Annotated in this window: 14 protein-coding genes; all 14 read right to left on the bottom strand. The window is 48.2% G+C overall.

Going from position 1 to position 20,080, the window contains the following annotated elements:
• Window positions 1-253, bottom strand: a 253-nt coding sequence (locus QHH26_11575) for a GTP-binding protein (GenBank protein ID MDH7482595.1), incomplete at its 3' end; no start/stop codon positions are given.
• Window positions 254-458: 205 nt separating this feature from the next.
• Window positions 459-2,558: an elongation factor G gene (gene fusA, locus QHH26_11570; GenBank protein ID MDH7482594.1), complete on the bottom strand. Its 2,100-nt coding sequence runs from the start codon at window positions 2,556-2,558 to the stop codon at window positions 459-461.
• Window positions 2,559-2,622: 64 nt separating this feature from the next.
• Window positions 2,623-3,093, bottom strand: a complete 471-nt coding sequence (gene rpsG, locus QHH26_11565) for a 30S ribosomal protein S7 (GenBank protein MDH7482593.1) — start codon at window positions 3,091-3,093, stop codon at window positions 2,623-2,625.
• A gap of 15 nt (window positions 3,094-3,108) precedes the next feature.
• A complete protein-coding gene (gene rpsL / locus QHH26_11560; GenBank protein ID MDH7482592.1) occupies window positions 3,109-3,480 on the bottom strand; it encodes a 30S ribosomal protein S12 in 372 nt (123 codons plus the stop codon).
• 419 nt (window positions 3,481-3,899) lie between these two features.
• A complete protein-coding gene (rpoC, locus tag QHH26_11555; GenBank protein ID MDH7482591.1) occupies window positions 3,900-8,078 on the bottom strand; it encodes a DNA-directed RNA polymerase subunit beta' in 4,179 nt (1,392 codons plus the stop codon).
• A complete protein-coding gene (gene rpoB, locus QHH26_11550) occupies window positions 8,078-12,133 on the bottom strand; it encodes a DNA-directed RNA polymerase subunit beta (protein ID MDH7482590.1) in 4,056 nt (1,351 codons plus the stop codon). The genes rpoC and rpoB overlap by 1 nt, the downstream gene beginning before the upstream one ends.
• Before the next feature lie 194 nt (window positions 12,134-12,327).
• Window positions 12,328-12,726 carry a 50S ribosomal protein L7/L12 gene (gene rplL, locus QHH26_11545; protein ID MDH7482589.1) on the bottom strand — a complete coding sequence of 133 codons (399 nt, stop codon included), beginning with the start codon at window positions 12,724-12,726 and terminating at the stop codon, window positions 12,328-12,330.
• Window positions 12,727-12,818: 92 nt separating this feature from the next.
• Entirely contained in the window at window positions 12,819-13,337 is a 519-nt protein-coding gene (gene rplJ, locus QHH26_11540) for a 50S ribosomal protein L10 (protein ID MDH7482588.1), read from the bottom strand.
• A 317-nt stretch (window positions 13,338-13,654) separates the two neighbouring features.
• A complete protein-coding gene (locus QHH26_11535; protein MDH7482587.1) occupies window positions 13,655-15,331 on the bottom strand; it encodes a hypothetical protein in 1,677 nt (558 codons plus the stop codon).
• Window positions 15,332-15,458: 127 nt separating this feature from the next.
• A complete protein-coding gene (locus tag QHH26_11530; protein MDH7482586.1) occupies window positions 15,459-16,187 on the bottom strand; it encodes a hypothetical protein in 729 nt (242 codons plus the stop codon).
• 85 nt (window positions 16,188-16,272) lie between these two features.
• A complete protein-coding gene (locus QHH26_11525) occupies window positions 16,273-17,094 on the bottom strand; it encodes a hypothetical protein (GenBank protein MDH7482585.1) in 822 nt (273 codons plus the stop codon).
• A gap of 11 nt (window positions 17,095-17,105) precedes the next feature.
• Complete coding sequence (locus QHH26_11520; protein MDH7482584.1) at window positions 17,106-17,765, bottom strand: hypothetical protein; 660 nt, start codon at window positions 17,763-17,765, stop codon at window positions 17,106-17,108.
• 29 nt (window positions 17,766-17,794) lie between these two features.
• Window positions 17,795-18,541 (bottom strand): hypothetical protein, encoded by a 747-nt coding sequence (locus QHH26_11515; GenBank protein MDH7482583.1) that lies wholly within the window; start codon window positions 18,539-18,541, stop codon window positions 17,795-17,797.
• Window positions 18,542-18,549: 8 nt separating this feature from the next.
• Window positions 18,550-20,046 carry a type IV pilus assembly protein PilM gene (gene pilM, locus QHH26_11510; GenBank protein ID MDH7482582.1) on the bottom strand — a complete coding sequence of 499 codons (1,497 nt, stop codon included), beginning with the start codon at window positions 20,044-20,046 and terminating at the stop codon, window positions 18,550-18,552.
• Window positions 20,047-20,080 lie beyond the last annotated feature (34 nt).

Raw genomic sequence — 20,080 nt, 5'->3', positions numbered from 1 at the left:
GCCCAGGACAGTCTACATGCGCATAATGCCGCTTCTCTGTCTCATACTCAGCATGAAATGTCGCAATCGTTATGCCCCTCGCCTTCTCCTCAGGCGCTGAGTCAATCTCATCAAAACTCTTGAACTGCGCTAGCCCCTTCGACGCTAATACCTGCGTGATCGCTGATGTTAACGTCGTCTTCCCATGGTCAACATGACCAATAGTCCCTACGTTTACATGCGGCTTCGTCCTCTCAAACCGCTGCTTCCCCATCTTTTATGCCTCCTTAAAGCACGTCTGATTTCTAATTGGACACGAACTTTGCAATAATACCAGATTAATCCAGAAAATGGAAGACTTTTGCGCTAATTATTCTAGCACACGCTTCCATCAATTATTGCTTATCCCTCTCCAGTTTAAGGAGAAGGAAAGATTTTATCAAACTCGTTTTAATCTAACTTTTGACTAATGTTTAGTGTCAGTAAGACACGCCGATGGGTCGTCCTCCGACCTTTAAAATCAATTCTTCTTCGACGTCTTTCGGCACTTCTTCGTATCGCGCAGGTTCCATTGTATAGGATGCCCTGCCTTGGGTTATTGAGCGAAGACTTGTAGCATACCCGAACATTTCGGCGAGTGGAACTTCTGCCCTAATTATCTGTGTTCCACCTGGCCCTGGCTCCATGCCTAGAATCTGTCCACGCCTTGAGTTCAAATCGCTGATTACGTCCCCCATAAAGCCTTCGGGAGTCACAACCTCAACGGCCATAATTGGTTCCTTTAGGGCAGGCTCTGCATTTTTTAGAGCAGCTTTTACTGCCATCGAGCCTGCTATCTTGAATGCTACTTCCGAAGAATCCACTTCATGGTATGAGCCACCGATTAGTGTTACCCCAACGTCAATAACTGGGTAGCCGGCTAATACACCTGATTCAAGTGCTTCTCGAACTCCTGCTTCTATTGCAGGGAAGAATTCTTTGGGTATTTCGCCACCCTTGATTTTTGTATTAAACTTTATGCCCTCGCCAGGACCTAGCGGCTCAACTCTCAATATGCAGTGTCCGTATTGGCCACGTCCTCCCGTTTGTCTTACATAGCGACCTTCGCCTTCTCCAGCATGCCTTATTGTTTCCTTGTATGCTACTTGTGGCCTGCCGTGGTTTGCCTGGACGCCAAATTCCCGAAATAGTCTATCCAATATAATTTCTAGGTGAAGTTCACCCATGCCTGATATTATGCTTTGCCCTGTTTCCTCGTCTATATGAACACGGAATGTCGGATCTTCGATGGCCAGTCTGGCAAGGGCGGTTGCCATTTTTTCTTGCTCGGCGGCTGTCTTTGGCTCAACAGCCACTGAGATTACCGGCACCGGAAATTGGATTGCCTCCAAAACGATAGGGTGATTCTGCTCGCAGAGCGTGTCACCCGTCACGGTGCTCTGCAACCCAACAACTGCCACTATATCGCCCGCACGAACTTGCTCTATATCTTCCCTATGGTTTGCGTGCATTCGCAAAATTCGCCCAATACGTTCCCTAACACCGCGAGTCGAGTTAAAGACATGAGCACCCTTCGATAAGCGTCCCGAGTACGCCCGAATGAAAGTCAGTCTTCCAACATAGGGGTCGGACATTATCTTAAACGCCAATGCGCTGAACGGCTGGCTTTCATCTGGGCTTCGGGTTTCTATTTCGCCTGTCTTTGGGTTCGTGCCTATTACTGCGTCTATATCAAGCGGCGAAGGGAGGTAATCCACAATTGCGTCCATCAAGGGTTGGATTCCCTTGTTTTTGAACGCCGCACCACAAAGCACAGGGACTATTTGCCCAGAAAGCGTGCCTTTTCGGATTGCAGCTTTGAGAGCTTCAACTGTAATCCTGCCGCCTTCTAGGTATATGTCCATAAGATTTTCGTCTACCTCAGCCAGAGCCTCAATCATAGCCTCGCGATGTTCAAGGGCATTGTTTAGCATATCGGCGGGCACGTCGGTCTCCCTTATTTGAGTTCCTAGCTCATCAAGGTAATGGATAGCCCTCATTTGTAGCAAATCAACAATGCCCTCAAATGCGGATTCGGCTCCTATGGGGAGCTGAATAGGGATTGCATTTGCTCCAAGGCGCTCGCGAATTCGAGCAACTACCCTATAGAAATCCGCCCCAAGTCTATCCATTTTGTTTACGAAGGCTATCCTCGGGACGCGATACTTATTAGCCTGCCTCCAGACTGTTTCAGACTGAGGCTGAACGCCACCCACGGCGCAGAATATTGCAATAACACCATCAAGGACCCTGAGGGACCTTTCAACTTCTACAGTGAAGTCTACATGCCCTGGTGTGTCGATTATATTAATCCTATGGTCCCGCCAGAAGCAGGTTGTTGCCGCAGATGTGATTGTGATTCCGCGCTCCTGTTCCTGCTCCATCCAGTCCATAGTGGCTGCCCCGTCATCCACTTCGCCCATTCTATGGATTCGGCCTGAGTAGAACAGGATGCGTTCTGTGGTGGTAGTCTTGCCCGCATCAATGTGCGCGGCTATTCCTATATTTCTTGTTTTCTCTAAATCGTAATCTTTCCTCAATTACTCCACCCCCAATTTGGCTGCTACCCTGGGCGATGTTGCCCAGGGAGCACCCAATGGGCAACTACCACCTGTAGTGGGCAAACGCTTTATTAGCTTCCGCCATCCTATGGGTATCTTCTTTCTTTTTAACGGATGCCCCGGTATTAGCCGCAGCATCCATAATTTCCCCTGCCAACTTTTCAATCATTGTATATCCGGGTCGCTTGCGTGCGAACGTTATAATCCACCGTATCGCAAGAGATAGACGGCGGTCGGACCTGACCTCCACAGGAACTTGATACGTGGCACCACCAACGCGCCTAGGTCTTACTTCAACCACAGGCATTACGTTCTTGACGGCTTGCTCAAGCACTTCTAGCCCACTCTTACCTGTTTTCTGTTGAATGAGATCAAGTGCTTTATACAGTATTTTTTCGCCCACGCTTTTCTTGCCCCTTGTAAAGAGCCTGTTAATAAAGCGTTGGACAAGGGTGCTGTTGTACACCGGGTCTGGTGGTATCTCACGTTTTCGTACAGGTCCTTTTCTTGGCATTAGCGTACCTCCAATTTACTTGGGCTTCTTAGTTCCGTATTTGGATCTACTACTCTTCCGATCTTTGGTGCCCGCAGCATCCAATGCACCCCGCACAACGTGGTAGCGGACACCCGGAAGGTCTTTAACACGGCCACCGCGCACAAGGACAACCGAGTGCTCCTGAAGGTTATGGCCAATCCCGGGGATGTAGGCTTTTACCTCCATCCCGTTTGTAAGCCTAACTTTTGCAATCTTACGGAGTGCTGAGTTAGGCTTTTTTGGTGTTTCAGTACGCACGCTCAAACATACCCCGCGCTTCTGAGGTGTGCCTCTTAGTGCCGGAGCCGCACTCTTCTTTTTAACTTTTTTGCGTCCTTTTCGAATAAGCTGACTGATTGTTGGCATAGGATCTCTTCCTTCTTTATTGTTTCTTTCAAAAATTGCTTACTTTTATAGGCTATTAGCCTGTGCAAAATCTCTCTACAAACAACATTGCCCCTCGCATGCGATTTGAGGGGCAATGAGACATAGACGTCCGCAGTGAACTTTATAGCTATCTATGTGAGGAGATGTTTTCCTCGCATCGCCCCCCTTATATTAATGCGGAACGACAATACAAGCACCTTAATGGAACTTGTCAACTGCCTCGCCGAGAAAGTTAGGCAAAGCAATCAATTCGTCACCGCGACTATTCTAACAAACCGATATAGTATACTAAATGGCCCGCAGTTTGTCAACAATCCGTACTGAAGTTTTCTGTGATATTTTTGTCACATTCTCGCCAAGAGCCAAGTCTGTCATTAGCAGCAGCGCCGATTATGCATTTATATAGCTGCCCCAGCCGCCTCCGCTTCACCTTCGGCTTCTCCACTAGATGACTCTCCCGATTTGGACTCTGCCGTAGCCGATTCGCCTGCAGGGAGAAACGCCTGTGCCGACAGTACCTCGCGGGCAGTGATTGCTTCTTTGCTCTCGGCTGGCTCTACTTCAATAGCACGATAGTCCGGCAAACCAGTGCCTGCTGGGATCAAACGACCGATTATTACATTCTCCTTGAGACCTACCAGGTTATCGCGCTTGCCCTTCACCGCGGCTTCTGTAAGAACTCTTGTGGTCTTTTGGAACGATGCCGCGGATAGGAAGCTATCGGTTGCAAGTGATGCTTCCGTAATGCCAAGCAACACCCAATCGGCTGTTGCCTCGGTTCCAGGCGGGTCAAGCTGTCTGACTCTAGCATTTTCGTCCTCGAATTCGAACTTGTCCACTATCTGTCCAGGCAGGAACTTTGTATCCCCAGCATCTCTGATTTTCCTCTTCCTGAGCATCTGGCGAACGATTACCTCGATATGCTTGTCATTGATGGACACACCTTGGGATTTGTAGACGTTTTGAATTTCTCTGACAAGGTAGTCCATAACACCACGTACACCTCGAAGCTCCAGGACCTTGTGTGGGTCTAGCGGGCCTTCCGTGAGTCTGTCTCCTGGTTGGAGTTCGTCGCCAATGTTGACTTCCAAATTGCCACGATATGGAACTAGGTGAGTTTTCCGTAGTGTGACTGTTTCAAACCCAAGTTCTTTGAGTCTTTTTGCAATCTTCTCGGTGATTTCGGTACCAGCGGCATATAATACTTCGCCGTCCTCACCTATAATGTCTTCCGCAAGCACTTCGCCAACAATTGCTGACAAGTTCTCAGTAGGTTGCTTTGTATGGATGACCACTCGTTTGAGACCTTTGGTCTCGATGTCGACAACCTTGCCACCTACTTCGGTAATGATTGCCTGCCCTTTTGGCTTCCGTGCTTCGAACAGCTCAACTACACGAAGCAGGCCTCGAACCTGGTCTTCGAGAACCTTCAGAACTGCTTGCACAGCACGCACACGCTCGGTCTCCATTCCCTCGATACCTTCTTCGAGTGAGATAAGACCGCGCTGAATATCGTCATGAAGCTCTCGGAGGGATTCCTGTTTCTTCTTTTTGACTTCTGCAACGCCTGTGAGGTATTTCCCAGCAACGCCGCCCGTATGGAATGTTCTCATTGTAAGCTGAGTTCCAGGTTCGCCTATGGACTGGGCTGCAATTATTCCGACGGCTACGCCAACCTCAACTGGCTTGCCGATTGCCATATCGCGCCCGTAGCATTTCGCGCAAATTCCCTGGCGAAGCTCACAGGTTAGAGGTGACCGAATACCCACTTTTTTGATGCCTAGCTTTTCGATTCTGTCGGCCATGTCATCGCTGATTTCTTCATTTACATCAACGAGCACTTCCCCTGTGTTTGGATCTATAATTGGCTCAATTGCACATCGCCCGCGAATTCGCTCTGCTAGGGTTTCGACAACATCGCCTTCTTCGATTATCTCGCTGACCCATATGCCTTGGGTTGTACCGCAGTCTTCGGCTCGGACAATCACGTCTTGCGCAACATCCACCAACCGTCTTGTCAGATAGCCGGCGTCTGCGGTTCGAAGAGCTGTGTCTGCCAAGCCTTTGCGTGCTCCGTGGGTCGAGATGAAGTACTCAAGGATTGAGAGACCCTCGTGGAAGTTCGACTTGATTGGAAGGTCTTCAATTAAGTTGCCAAATGGGTCGGACATCAATCCGCGCATACCAGAAAGCTGCGTTATCTGCCTTTGGCTACCTCGAGCACCGGAATCTGTAATCATGTATATCGGGTTAAATCGGTCGATATTTTCCAGAATAGCCTCTGCAACTTCTTCAGAAGCTTTTGTCCACAACTCCAAGACCTTCTGTTTGCGTTCTCCTTGGCTAATTAGACCCCTATGGTATTGCTGATTTGTTTTTTCGACAGCTTCTTCCGTGCGTCGTATGATTTCATCGCGTTTTGCAGGAATGTCCATATCCGTCATGGAAATTGTCACTCCTGCACGCGTAGCATATTCGAAGCCGATTGCCTTTAGATCATCAAGTAGCTGAATAGTTCTATCGGAACCATAGTGCTTGTGGCATTCGGCTACTAGGTTCTCAACAGCTTTCTTATTTAGCACCTTATCAAAGTTGTGCAGTTTTTCGGGCAGAATTTTGTTTAAAATAAGCCTGCCAGCTGTTGTTACGCGAATGCTTGAATTGCCATTCTCATCCTTGACTCGTACTTTGATTGGCGCATGCAAATCAAGGTGACCCAACTCATAAGCCAAAATGGCTTCATCTACGTTAAATACCTCTTCAGGTGGCTCTCCATCCGCCATTTGGGTTAGGTAGTAGCACCCAAGTACTATATCCTGAATTGGCGCAACGACTGGATGCCCATCAGCCGGCAGGAAAAGGTTATGACTTGAAAGCATAAGTACCCGCGCCTCAGCTTGCGCAGTAGCTGAAAGCGGTACATGCACTGCCATTTGGTCGCCGTCAAAGTCTGCGTTGAATCCATGGCAAACTAATGGATGTATCTGAATAGCCTTTCCATCCACCAACACGGGCTCGAATGCTTGTATTCCAAGCCTATGGAGTGTTGGAGCTCGGTTAAGAAGAACTGGATGTTCGCGAATGACCTCTTCAAGGGCATCCCATACCTCGGGTTTCATTCTGTCTATCATTCGCTTTGCTGTTTTGATGTTCGAAGTATATTGCTTCTCAACCAGCGTCTTCATGACGAAGGGCTTAAATAGCTCCAACGCCATTTCCTTTGGAAGACCGCATTGGTGCAGCTTTAGATGCGGACCAACTACGATGACTGACCTACCGGAATAGTCAACGCGTTTGCCAAGCAAGTTTTTGCGGAACCGCCCTTCCTTGCCTTTCAGCATATCCGAGAGCGACTTTAGAGGCCTATTGTTCGATCCCACAACCGGCCGTGCACGCCGACCGTTGTCTATCAAAGCATCCACCGCTTCTTGAAGCAGACGCTTCTCATGATTGATAATTGATTCCGGAGCGCGAATTTCGATGATTTTCTTTAGCCTATTATTTCTATTGATTATTCTCCGATAAAGGTCATTCAAGTCGGACGTAGCAAACCGCCCGCCGTCGAGCTGAACCATCGGACGTAGCTCCGGCGATATAACAGGAATCACCTCAAGGATCATCCATTCTGGCCTAGTCTTTGAGCTAATAAAAGCCTCCACAACCTCGAGCCTTTTAATTGCACGAGCCCGTTTCGGGCCTTGTGTATTCTTTATCTCTTGTCTTAACTCTCGCGCCAGCTGCTCCAAATCAATCTCTTGAAGGAGTTCCTTAATCGCCGCAGCGCCCAAGCCAGCCTTTACGACACCCGTCAAATCTTTTCCCGTTCTAGCGCTGACCATTGATAGCAATCGCTCAAGAGAACGGTATTGATCTTCGGTTATGAGTTGCCGCTTTTCAATCGTCTCGAGGAGTTTCAAAGATTGCATGAGCTCGTCAATCCGAGCGGCAGCATCTTCTTCTTCGATCCTAATTTGACTTGCGATTTCCTTCTGGCTAAGTTCGCTGTCGCCCTCTTCCTCCTCGCCTGCTGCTTTCATTTCTTTTGCGGCAGACCGGCGAATAGAAGCTATGGCTTCATCCTTAGCCTCTTTAATAGCTTCGATTTCCGCACTCACAGCCGCTCTAATCTCATCTAGCTCGCTATTGATTAGTGCTCGGTCTACATGCGTGACAATGTAAGATGCGAAATAAATGACCTTTTCAAGCGGCTTAGTCGAAATATCGAGGATTAAGCTTAGGGGACTTGGCACTCCCTTGAGGTACCAAATATGGCAAACAGGCGCCGCCAGTTCAATATGACCCATGCGTTCGCGCCTTACTTTTGACCTGGTGACCTCTACGCCACACCGGTCACAAACTATACCCTTGAATTTAACCTTTTTATAGCGACCGCAATGGCATTCCCAGTCTTTTACTGGGCCAAATATTCGCTCGCAAAACAAGCCGTCTCGCTCTGGCTTAAAAGTGCGGTAGTTTATCGTCTCTGGTTTCTTAACTTCGCCGCACGACCAGGCACGTATTTCGTCTGGTGAAGCGATTGCTATCCTTATCTTATCGAATGTGCTTACATCCGTCATTATTTGCCCTCCTCGAACTCGCTGCTAGGAGTCATTAAAGGCGCTCGGGGCCGGATTAACCCGCGGCGCGTTTCGGTAGATTCTTCTTCGCGGTCTTTGAGGTCTATCTCCCTAGACCTATCATCCTCTACAGTAACCTTGAGGCCAAGGCTCTGAAGCTCGTTGATTAGTATCTTAAATGACTCAGGAACGCCGGGCTCTAGAATGCTTTCGCCCTTTACAATGGATTCGTAGGTTTTAACGCGCCCTAGAACGTCATCCGATTTGATAGTAAGAATCTCTTGAAGCGTGTAAGCCGCACCATAAGCCTCAAGAGCCCATACTTCCATCTCACCAAATCGCTGGCCGCCGAACTGAGCTTTTCCGCCGAGCGGCTGTTGTGTTACTAGCGAGTATGGTCCAGTCGAACGCGCATGAATCTTATCGTCAACTAGGTGCGCCAGCTTCATCATATGCATATACCCCACAGTTACTGGCTGTTTGTAGCGCTCACCGCTCAAACCATCAATAAGCCATGTCTTTCCTGTGTTCTCGTCGAAGCCTTTTCGCTCCCATACTATTTTCTTAATCCGCTCAACAATTTGATTCAGATCATAATCCTCAGGAGCTGGCATCAATGTTGCTTCTCCACCGGTTTCTGCGGCCTTTTCTATCTTTGCCTTTTCAGCCTCATATATTTCGTTATCGATAACAGGAGGCGCGCATACGTAACGAGCGATGTCTTCCAACTCCTTAGCCGAAAGCTCGGCAAGACGGTCACGAATCTTCGCAAGCACCGTGTCCATGGTATCCTCAGGGGTTACCTCGACATCAAGGCGAAGTTCGGTTTTTACATAATCCGCCAGGATGGTTTGTCGAGCTTTTTCTGCATATTTCTTTAGCTCTGCAAGAATCTCGGCCTCGCTGGCACCCTGGAAAATAGGATTGATGTACGAGCCATTTGTGTTAGCCGCCACCAATCCAAGGTGAGTTTCGAGAATCTGACCGATATTCATACGCGACGGTACACCCAATGGATTTAGGACCATGTCAACTGGGGTACCATCGGGCAAGAATGGCATGTCTTCCTCTGGGACTATTTTAGATATAACTCCTTTATTTCCATGGCGCCCGGCAAGCTTGTCTCCTTCCATTATTTTTCTCTTTTGAGCAACATAGACGCGAACCAGCTGGTTGACGCCTGGCATCAACTCATCTCCGGGGAGTCTTTCCAGCTCACCGTCGCACCTGTCGCACACTGTGCGGTCCGCGCGCTTACTGAAATTGAAGACCGTCTGGCACCTTGTACATCTGTACTTGAATCGGGAGAAAACTTTGGTGTCAATAACTTTTCCCTTTTCCCCATGTGGCACGCGGAGTGATACATCTCTTGTTTCTTCAGCCTTTTTGCCAAAGATTGCGATTATCAGCCGCTCCTCTGCTGTCAGCTCTCCCTGGCCTTTGGGCGCTACTTTGCCTACAAGGATATCCTCGGCCCTGACTTCAGCGCCGATTCGTACGATGCCGTTTTCATCCAGGTCTTTGAGCATGTCTTCGCCCACGTTTGGGATATCGCGGGTGATTTCCTCAGGGCCCAGCTTGGTATCTCTAGCCTCGATTTCATATTTCTCAATATGAATAGAGGTATACGTGTCATCCTTCACAAGGCGTGAACTTACTAAGATTGCATCCTCATAGTTGTAACCGCCCCACGGAAGGAATGCGACTAAGACATTCTGGCCTAACGCTAGTTCACCGTTATCAGTACAAGGCCCATCAGCTATAACGTCGCCCTCACGCACTCGCTGACCTGGCTTTACAATTGGCTTCTGGGTAATGCAGGTGGCCTGGTTAGACCGAAGCATATTGATTAGATTATAATCGTCAATGCTTCCGTCGCGCAGTTGAATGCTTATTTGCTCTGCTGTCACTCGCTTTACGATACCAGGCCGCTTGGCGACCACAACCGCGCCGGAGTCCAGTGCTGCTCGGCGCTCAACACCAGTCTTTACAAGTGGCGCGTTGCTCCTAAGCAAAGGCACGGCCTGTCTCTGCATGTTTGAACCCATCAGCGCCCGGTTCGCATCGTCATTTTCGAGGAATGGAATCATGGCGGTAGCAACGCTGAACACTTGCATCGCTGATACGTCCATGTAATCTACCGCCTTAGCCGGCACCGTAGGATAACTGCTTTCATACCGTACAGTCAGGTGCGGCACGCTTATCCTGCCTTCCTCGTCTACCGGGGTATTTGCAGGAGCGATATGATAGTGGCTTTCCTCGTCTGCTGTAAGGTAGTGTATTTCGTCGGTAACTCTGCCATCCACAACTTTCCGATATGGCGTGCGGATGAAACCGAACTCATTTATTTTTGCGTGAATTGCAAGAGAGCCAATTAGACCAATATTCGGACCTTCTGGCGTCTCGATAGGGCAAATTCGGCCATAGTGCGAGTGATGAACGTCTCTGACTTCAAGTTTTGCACTTTGTCTACTCAACCCGCCAGGCCCAAGAGCACTAAGGCGCCGCTTGTGAGTAAGTTCGGCCAGCGGGTTTGTTTGGTCCATGAATTGTGAAAGTTGGCTACTTCCAAAGAAGCTTTTTATGCTTGCAGAGATTGGCTTCACAGATAGCACGACTTGCGGGATAATATTTTCCGCTTCCAAGCTTGTCATGCGTTCCTTTGCAACTTTCTCCATCCTGAGAAAACCCATTCGTAGCTGGGTCTGCAAGAGCTCGCCGACAGAACGAACACGTTTATTCTCTAGATGGTCAATGTCGTCTGTTGAACCTACACCTTGACTTAAACCGATTATGTACTGGATTATGCTTATTAGATCATCTTTCGTGATAGTGCGGCAGCTTAGCGGTAATCTTAGTCCTAGCTTGCGATTTAGCTTATATCGCCCCACTTTGGCTAGGTCGTACCGCCTGGTGTCAAAGAATATGGAATTGAGAAGACTTCTTGCGCTCTCAATTGTTGCTGGGTCACCAGGCCTAATCTTCTTATATATATCTAGCAACGCCTCTTCTTTGTTTCGCGTTGGGTCCTGGCTAAGCGTGCTCTCTATATAGCGATTGACCCTAAGCACAGCGATTTCTGGCAGTTTCAAATTTTCAATCTTTCGAGCAACTTCCTTCTCTATCTTCCCATATGCTTCAAGAATCAGTTTTCCGGTTTTGGGATCTACCACTTCCTCTGCAACACGCAGACCAACAAGTTGGTCCCTCGTTGGATTTTGTATTACTTCTCGTTCTGAGAAGAGGTCCACAATATCGCGTGTGGTATCGCATGGCACCGACTGCTTCTCCACCGCTATTCCTTCCGAGGGCAGTGTGGCCGACTTTATTTTTTGCATGATCTCGGCATCTATAATCGTGCCTTCGTCAGCCAACACCTCACCAGTGGCTACGTCAACAAGTTGTTTAACAAGTTTGCGTCCCTCAGCTTCCTCCGGCGGAACCATTTCCGTTGTCGGGCATGCCGCTGGGAACATATTCAATGCACGAAGGAGAGTGGTAATTGGGAACTTGCGAGTTTGAGTAATGCGCACGGTAATTACATCATTCGGATCGGTCTCAATGTCAACCCATGCGCCTTCGTTTGGGATTATTGAAGCGAAATAGAGGACGCGGCCGCTGAAATCCAACGTGTCTCTAAAGTAGACCCCAGCCGACCTCGCAAGCTGACTGACTACAACTCGCTCGGCTCCGTTGATTACAAATGTTCCCTTCTCAGTCATTAGAGGGAGGTCGCCAAGGTATACTTCAGATTCGATGACTTCCTTTGCTGCACCAGTAAGCCGAACTTTTGCCTTTATTGGTGCTTCGTAAGTCATGTCGCGGTCGCGACATTCTTCGATACTGTACTTTGGCTCCCCCAGTGTATAATCTAGGAGTTCGAGCGAAATATTACCGGTAAAGTCGTAAATTGGAGAGAAGCTCTCGAAAAGCTCCCTCAAGCCTTCTCGTAGAAACCATTCATATGAATTTCGTTGGACTTCTACGAGGTCTGGGATATCGATTTCTTTGAGGATTGCAGGAGTGCGATTGAATGAATATTGGTTCGATCTCATTTGGCCCTCCACCTTAAGACACGAACTGTTATTATAGCAGCTGAGAAATCAATTGTCAATAATTTTGGGAGATGACAAGAAAAATTTTTCAAAATAATTTTGAAAAAAATTAAATAATCGACAAAAGCCGGGAGTGTTACTTTCCTCAAAAAGGATTCTCACTCCCGGCTCAAATGAATTTTGTCTAGCTAGATTTACTTCAGCTCTACAGTTGCACCCTGTTCCTCTAGTTTGGCTTTAATCTTAAGGGCCTCTTCTTTCGGTACGCCTGTTCTAACTGTTTGTGGCGCGGACTCAACAAGGTCTTTTGCTTCCTTAAGACCTAGGTCTGTAACCTCACGTACGGCTTTGATGACCTGGATCTTCTTTTCTCCTGCGGAAGCTAAGACTACGTCAAATGTGCTCTTCTCTTCTTCAGCTGGGGCAGCCTCTGCAGCTGCTGGCGCAACTCCGGCGGCTGGCATTGCAACTGCCGCCACAGGTGCCGCTGCCGAAACTCCATACTTCTCTTGTAGGGCTTTCACTAGCTCGTTAAGCTCTAGTACGGTTAGATTGTCTATAGATTCAATGATTTCTTCAACTTTATTAGCCACTGTGCTTACCTCCTGTTGTTTTCACATTTTTTTCTTTTAAAGTTTTGCCTATGGGCAAATTGAGCGAAAATTACTACCTCTTTAAGCTTGGATTATGCTGCCTTCTTGTCGGCGACTGCCTGCAGAGTATAGACTAGGTTCGAAACGACACCTTGTAGCGTGCCAACCAAGTTTACTATAGGCGACTGCATACTTCCCAGCAATTGGGCATATAGTACGGGCTTTGCTGGTATCTTTGACAATTGCTCAATTTGGGCAGCACCATACACCTGGCCCTCAATATACCCACCTTTAATGGCAAGTGTTTTGTGCTCTTTCATGAAGTCGGTTAGGACTTTCGCCGCAGTGATTGGGTCATTGTGAATGAACGCCACTGCCGTCGGGCCTTCAAGTAATTCGTCCAAATTAATTCCTGAGGTCTGAGCCACTGCCCGCTTAAAAAGGGTGTTCTTAACTACCTTGTACTCTGCGCCCGCCTCGCGTAGCTTTCGGCGAAGGTCGGTAATCTCGCTGACATTAAGCCCGCGATAATCTGTAAGTAACAGACCGCTGGAGCTACGAATATCTTCCTCGAGCCTGCTTACCGCTTCAACCTTCTCTTGTTTTGGCAATACATATCACCTCCCTCTTGAAAAACCTCGTTTAAAAAATTAAAGGGATCGCCGTAGACTGCGGGATCCCTTAAATATCCTTATGGGCAACTTAACCTTAAAAACCCTTTGCCCTTCCCCAGCCTCGGTAGGCAGGCATATCATTGCCCTTTAAGTCATCAGACACCTACTGTCTACGGCGGTTGCCAGATTCAGCTGTCGATGTATGTTATCACAACATAACTCTTCATGTCAACATAAGATTTTAACTGCTCATGAAAATTATAGTGGGCGGCAGGATTCCACCGCCCAGTACTTTCTAGCAAGTGCATTTAATTTTAAGGAGTAACAGACCTTCTCTCAGGTTGCGCCACGCCAATCTCCGTGCTCGCCACAGGCCGCTCTGGAACAATACTTGGTGTGAGGAAAATTAGAAGCTCGACGTCGGTGTTGTTTTTAGTAACATTTCGGAATAGCGGGCCAATTATCGGAATGTCGCCAAGAAGTGGAATCTTGGTGACGTTAGTTGAATCAGATTTGCGAATAATTCCGCCGATGACTATTGTCTCACCATTTGCAACTCGCCGCGTTGTGGAGAGCGATTGCTGATTTGTAATAGGGATTTCCGTGCCGTCAGGACCTTTTACTGGGTCTCCTTGGTCTGCTACAACCGGCTGAATCCAAACCGTAATGGAATTATCACCGCGGTTTATCGTAGGCCTCACCAGAAGTTGACTGCTGATTGAAAGGAATAAAGGAACCTGCTGTGTAACAAGCTGCCCTTGACCTGGTGAGGTTATTATTGTTGTCCAATATGGTACCTGCCTGCCAACTTGGATGGTGGCGGGAACATTGTTTAAAGTAGAGATAATCGGAGCGTTTATTATTTTTGCCTTGTTTTGGAGAAGCTTAGTCCGCAACGTCGCCATTACATTGCCATTAGCATAGCCAAAGATAACATTGCCACCAGGACCAAATTGGGTTTGGAATGACGAGTTAGCCCTTTCAAGGCTCCAATCAATACCGAGGGAAGATGCTTCGGTTGTGCTTATTTCGACGAATTCTGCCTTTATGCTTACCTGCTTCGGCGGCAAATCTAACTGTCTTATCGTTGACTCTAATTCTTCTATGCCTTCATCGGTTCCCTTTACGATAAGAGAGTTGTCTAACTCATACGGCATTATAAAATCAACACCTTCAGGCCAAAGACCTGTCTGCTGAGTTGTAGTAGTTTGGCCTGGCGCCTGTCCGGGTTGCGTTTGAGTCTGCCCTGGCCTAGTGTAGGTTGGCCGACCCGGAGGTGATGGTGGTACACCTTGCGCAGCTTCCAAGCTTACACCAGGAGCTCGCCCTGCGTAATCTAAATCAGCCCTCAGCGATTCAGTTAAAGGCGGAGTCGCATCAACTGGAGGGAACGTTTTGCCGCCAGGAATGTGAACCCCAGGGACTATTTTTTCTTCGCTCTTTGGCTCTTCTGGCGGATGCTGGTATAGCCCCAACAACCACATCATGTCAACCGGCCGGACATAGTAAAGCGGAATCTTTTCTACCTTTACATTCCGCCGTTGCGGGAGAGCAGTTTCCCACGCAGCTGAACCTAAGGACTCGTTGAGTGATGGAGTGCTCGTTTGGGAGGTAGCCTGAACTGTAGCCGACGCTGGGCCACCAATAATATATGTGCCATCGGCTTCCCTCCGGTATGTACATCCAACACTTTCCACGATTCGCTTGAGTGCTGTCTCTAAGGGCATATCTTTTAGGGTTGCTGTTACCTTTGCAGTAGCCTTTTCCTGGTCGGCTATGATAATGCTCTGTTTGCTGTCCCTTGCGAGAAGCATCACCACCTTGCTAAGGTCAGCATCAATAACATCAAGGGTAATTCGTGGTCCTGTGCTCGAATCAACGATACCTTGTGCGAATAAAATGCTGTTTATCCCGAGCAACAAAACTGTTGTGACTACCAGAAGCATCCCGACGCTTTTTCTTGCTTCGGGCAGTCCGCGATTGCAATTCATAGAATTTCCTCCCCCGGTTAGTAGATAACTTGGTTTGAATTTCATTTATTTAGCGTATGCAGGTTTATAGATTTTATTGCTATAATACTCGCTCTTAAAAGGCATTGGCTCTGACAAGCAAATAATTTTAACGATAATAGCCGCCGCCGTAGCCGCCAGTGCCATAGCCACCATAGCCGTAGCCGCCATAGCCACTCATGCCATAGCTACCCATTCCGTAGCCGCCATAACCGTAGCCGCCCATGCCGTAGCTACCCATTCCCATTCCGTAGCCACCATAGCCGAAGCCGCCCATGCCGTAGCTACCCATTCCCATTCCGTAGCCGCCATAACCGTAACCACCACCATAACCGCCATATCCACCATAGCCGCCATAAGCAGCTCTAGTACCATAACTTTGAACCCCAAAGATATCGGCAAGGTCGCCGACATCTATAAAACCAATCTGCAGTTTTCTAATGTCTTTTGAAGTCGTCTGGTCGGTCTCAACTTCTGGAATCCATTCCGTCGGAGCAGTTACTTCGGTGGTTTGTTCTTTTTTGGGACCAATCATATAGATGCCATTCTCCTGGCGCATAGTCATGCCAGCGGCTCTTAGCATGGTGTTTAGCGCATTTGTGAACGGAACATCTACCAGATTTACGGTAATCAGCGTATTTTGATCCGCGCCTGCTTCGAAACCGTAGTTTTTCCCACTTCCCTGGAACAACATGTCAATTGCACTGCGAATTGGCGTATCCTGAACCCTTATAGTTACAAGCCTTTCTGTTTCGGGTTGTGCTTGCGCAAATGATGGTGCAGCCGCAATTACGGTCAAAATGGACGCTAAAATCAATAGAACTAAAATAGCTTTCATTGCTATTCACTCCTTTACTCTTTTCAAACTTGTCTTCATATTGTTGGACGACATTATTTGCTAATAAGTTCAGGACCAATAAGCACTAAAATCCAGGCGGCGGACCTTCATAGAAAGCTCCACCTCCCGGAGGCGGAGCTTCACGGTATGTTGTAGGTGGCGCACCTCCTCCAGATTGCCCGGTTCCTCCGCTTTGTCTGGCTGCTATTGATCCCGCGAGCTGCACCTTGATGGCCATTGGCACACGTGTATCCAAAGTTTTGAGTACCACGCCATCGGGTTCGATGCTCTCCACACGAACTTTCGAGCCACCTTTGGTTACAATATCTCCTGGCTGAACGATTTGCACTTCGCCTTCGGTTTCGAGAATGGCTTTCACCTTGCCATTCCATAATATACCAGCTACACGACGGAAGGGCTGAGGTGGCAATACTTCCTCTGCTTCTTCTTCCACCTTCTTAGGTTGTATGGGCCTCACTTCTGCTGGTGCAATGCGTATGCGCTGCACAGTCGGCACAAGCGCCATAAGAGCCTGAGTTTTTGTAGGTGGCCCTGTAAACGGCATAAATGGGTCTTTCCGATAAGGCAGCATTGGGGGCTGTTTTGCCTCTGCTACTGTTGCCGCCGTAGTTTCCGAAGGCGTAGGAGAAGGTTGTGGAGCACCTGGCGTTGCCTGCGTTGGTTCGGATGGCCCTCCCATTCCAGGAGGTAATGGCTCAGGAGAACCCATCTGCTGTGGGCCACTCTGCTGCGCCATTTCCATATCAGTTTCTGCAGGTGGCGCCCCTCCTATAACTCCGTATAATTTCAAGAACATGAGGGCAACAACTATTAGTAGAATTCCTGTACCTGCGGCTACTATCGGCAAATTCTTGCTATCTTGTAACCAAGCTCTTACTTTATCCATAAATAATACCTCTATCCGCCCGTCGATGTTCCTCCAGCACCAGCCATTTGAACAGGCGGTCCTGGCTCACCGTATGGGAAGATATAGACTGTCAAGCCATATTGGGCGGTCATATTTGGGCTAGGACCAGTTAACGATGCTGGGTCCACCTGCACCAATCTTCCAAAGTTCTTCCAAGACCGAATGTGGTTCATCAAAGTTTTAAAATCCCCTCGCACCTGCAAAGTACCGATTGGAATTCGTATTAGGGTTGTATTTATTGCATTTGGATCGACGGGGGCTGCTGGCACTTGAACACCGCTTACTAGTCTAACCTTGGTTTTCCTAGGCCATGATTCAATCATTGGTCCAAGAATCTCGGCTTGTTCCTTCCACAAGGCAATCATTCCTTGTGCTCGGTCCTGGAATGTAATCGGAGGCATTTTTGTTCGCAGATAGTAGTTATAGCGGGCCAATGCTATTTGGTATTTCGCTTGAGCAGCTGCGAGCTTTCGCTCTACTTGCGGACGAGTATCGGCGACAGCTTTTGCCTCATCATATCTCGTTTGCAAAGCCGCAATTTCTTGGCGCAACTTTGATATTACCAAAAAGTATATCCCTGCAGCGACCGCTATGCATGCAACTACGCCTATTATTATGACATGTATCCTTTTTAGCTTTCCTTGACCCATTTATTTTCCTCGACGACTTGAAATCCTAACTACTCTTCACCTTGAAAACCAGGAGGTGGCGCAGATTCTGCGCGTTGCAATTCTTCCGTGGTCGGTGCTCCTGGCATGGGACCCGAAGGTTGCGCAGAAGGTGGAGGTGGAGCAAAGGTTCCAGGTGCACCACCAGTAACCGGCGCACCTCCTGCTTGCGCCTCGGTAGATACTCCGGCATATTGGGGCGGTACTATGGGATTTACTAGCCTGCAAGTAACTGTAAAATCAAAGCCCTGGCCACCTCTAGTTACCCCAGACGGATATCCCGGAACTGATGATATGGTTACAGAACTGAAGATATGGCTTGCTCTGTACATATTAAGCAGATATCTTCCACAGTCACCAAGACTTCGCGCATGGGCTTCGATAGAAAGACTATCTGATGACGGTGTAATTGACCTGTAAAGGATGCGCCCATATGTATACCGTGCCAATTCCTCGTATAGATTCGGTATTGCGTCTATATATTTAAGAAGCCCATCTATGAAATCGAGTTTTTGCTGAATTGGCGGGATTTTGGCTTCTTCGGCCTCAACACGCTTTTGAAGAGCAACAACTTCGTCGCGCTTGGCTTCCATTTCCTGAACTTGCAATTGCAAGTCGGCTTTTGCTTTATTGAGGGTAAACCACCATCCAAGCATGCCGCCCAGGACCATTACAAAAGCCAAACCTGCAACGAAGGCAGCCTGACGTACTTTTCGTCTTTCGAATATATAAGGAGGTAGAAGATTAATCTTTAACACTTTACTTACTATTCTCCTATCAAATCCCTAATTGCAAGACCAACGCTTACTGGAAGAACTGCTGACACTTCCTCTAGGTAATCTTCAGACATACCTTTGGGAAAGAACGCAACATTCCTGAGAGGATTGGCTACGATTACTGGAATTGCAAGTTCATTTTCGAGAAATTTATCAATATCTTGCAGCTTTGCAGTTCCGCCACATAGCAAAATCTTTTCAGGTTGTTTTTGGAAGCGGCTAACGTAGTACTCCAACGACCGTCTGATTTCCGCCGCTAGATCTACGAGTACCGGCGCTATTGCGTCAAAAATCATTTCGTCAGAGATTGCGTCCTCTGATACTTGTAAGCTTTGTTCGCCGGCAGGAACAGGCATGGATGACTCAGGTTCAGTCGGTTGAGCCATTCCAGTCCCGGACTGTAGATCCGCAGAGAAATCGAAATTCTGCCCGGCGGGCGTAGATGACCCAGGCTCCTCTTCCGACAGGTCAAATGCCATAGACGGCGGTTTTGGCGCTGCCGGCTCCCCGAAATCAACGTCGAAATCTGGAACCGTTCCTGTTTGCTGAGCAGGTTGTTGAGTTTCCGGCTCCGATGGGCCATATCCCAATCCAGGAATGAATCCTAATGTGCTTAAATCTTCTTCCTCAGCGGTTGGAGCGCCTATGTCAACGGTAGCGTTGGTACCTCCCATGCCAGTAATGCCAAATCCCCCTGCTTCGGCGCCGGTAGCATGGATTTCTATTCTATCCATCATTACTTTGGCACGCTGCCGCTTTATACGTTCAGCCTCTTCCAGTGGTATATTCAACGTATCGCTAAGTGCCCTGGTAATAGCATCGCCTGCAATCGGAATTGTTCTTGGGAATGCAAGGATACCATCTTGGAAAACGGCCATCTCCGTGGTTTCTGCGCCCATATTGATAATAGCTACTGCACCGGCAGCCTCTCCATTTCTGGAAAGGTCCACCAACGACCTACATACAGCAAGAGGCTCAACATCTATGGCAACAGGTTCAAGTCCGGCTGCAAAAATGGCTTCCACATGGGTATTCACGACTTCCTGTTGGGCAACCGCAAGCAAGACTTCCATGTTCTGGTCGTCAGGAGGCGCTTCGGGTCTTTCAATAGGCTGAAAGTCCATAACTACCTCGCTGGCTGAAAAAGGAACATGGCGCTCTATTTCCCACTTCATTGTCTCAGCCAGCTCTTGCCTTGTCATCTTTGGCACTTCAATAATTCTAACGATTACAGAGGACTGACCTGAAACAGATGACACACATCGCTTGCATTTTATGCCGCTTTCCGATAGCAAGCGCCGAATTGCCTGCCCAAGCGTCTGAGGATCTATAACAATGTCGTTTTCTATTGTCCCAGGTGGAGTTGGGCTTATCCCTAGGGCGGTTATTTGTATACCACTTTTTCCAGGCCTTGCCTCCACCACCTTTATCAAGCTAGAACCAATATCAATCCCAACGGTGGGAGCACCACTAGACCGCTTTCCCATTCATTAACTCCATTGAAAACTAACCTGCCATTCA

It is taken from the genome of Armatimonadota bacterium, from assembly GCA_029907255.1.
Taxonomy (GTDB): Bacteria; Armatimonadota; UBA5829; order DTJY01; family DTJY01; genus JAIMAU01.
The sequence above is the reverse complement of the archived record's forward strand: the minus strand, read 5'-3'. Positions and strand labels throughout refer to the sequence as shown.

Excerpts from the sequence above, each read along its gene's own strand:
- QHH26_11520 (MDH7482584.1), bottom strand. The coding sequence starts at position 17,765 with ATGGGTCAAGGAAAGCTAAAAAGGATACATGTCATAATAATAGGCGTA.
- QHH26_11535 (MDH7482587.1), bottom strand. The coding sequence starts at position 15,331 with ATGAATTGCAATCGCGGACTGCCCGAAGCAAGAAAAAGCGTCGGGATG.
- QHH26_11530 (MDH7482586.1), bottom strand. The coding sequence starts at position 16,187 with ATGAAAGCTATTTTAGTTCTATTGATTTTAGCGTCCATTTTGACCGTA.
- rpsG (MDH7482593.1), bottom strand. The coding sequence starts at position 3,093 with ATGCCAAGAAAAGGACCTGTACGAAAACGTGAGATACCACCAGACCCG.
- QHH26_11525 (MDH7482585.1), bottom strand. The coding sequence starts at position 17,094 with ATGGATAAAGTAAGAGCTTGGTTACAAGATAGCAAGAATTTGCCGATA.
- pilM (MDH7482582.1), bottom strand. The coding sequence starts at position 20,046 with ATGGGAAAGCGGTCTAGTGGTGCTCCCACCGTTGGGATTGATATTGGT.
- rpsL (MDH7482592.1), bottom strand. The coding sequence starts at position 3,480 with ATGCCAACAATCAGTCAGCTTATTCGAAAAGGACGCAAAAAAGTTAAA.
- rpoB (MDH7482590.1), bottom strand. The coding sequence starts at position 12,133 with ATGAGATCGAACCAATATTCATTCAATCGCACTCCTGCAATCCTCAAA.
- rpoC (MDH7482591.1), bottom strand. The coding sequence starts at position 8,078 with ATGACGGATGTAAGCACATTCGATAAGATAAGGATAGCAATCGCTTCA.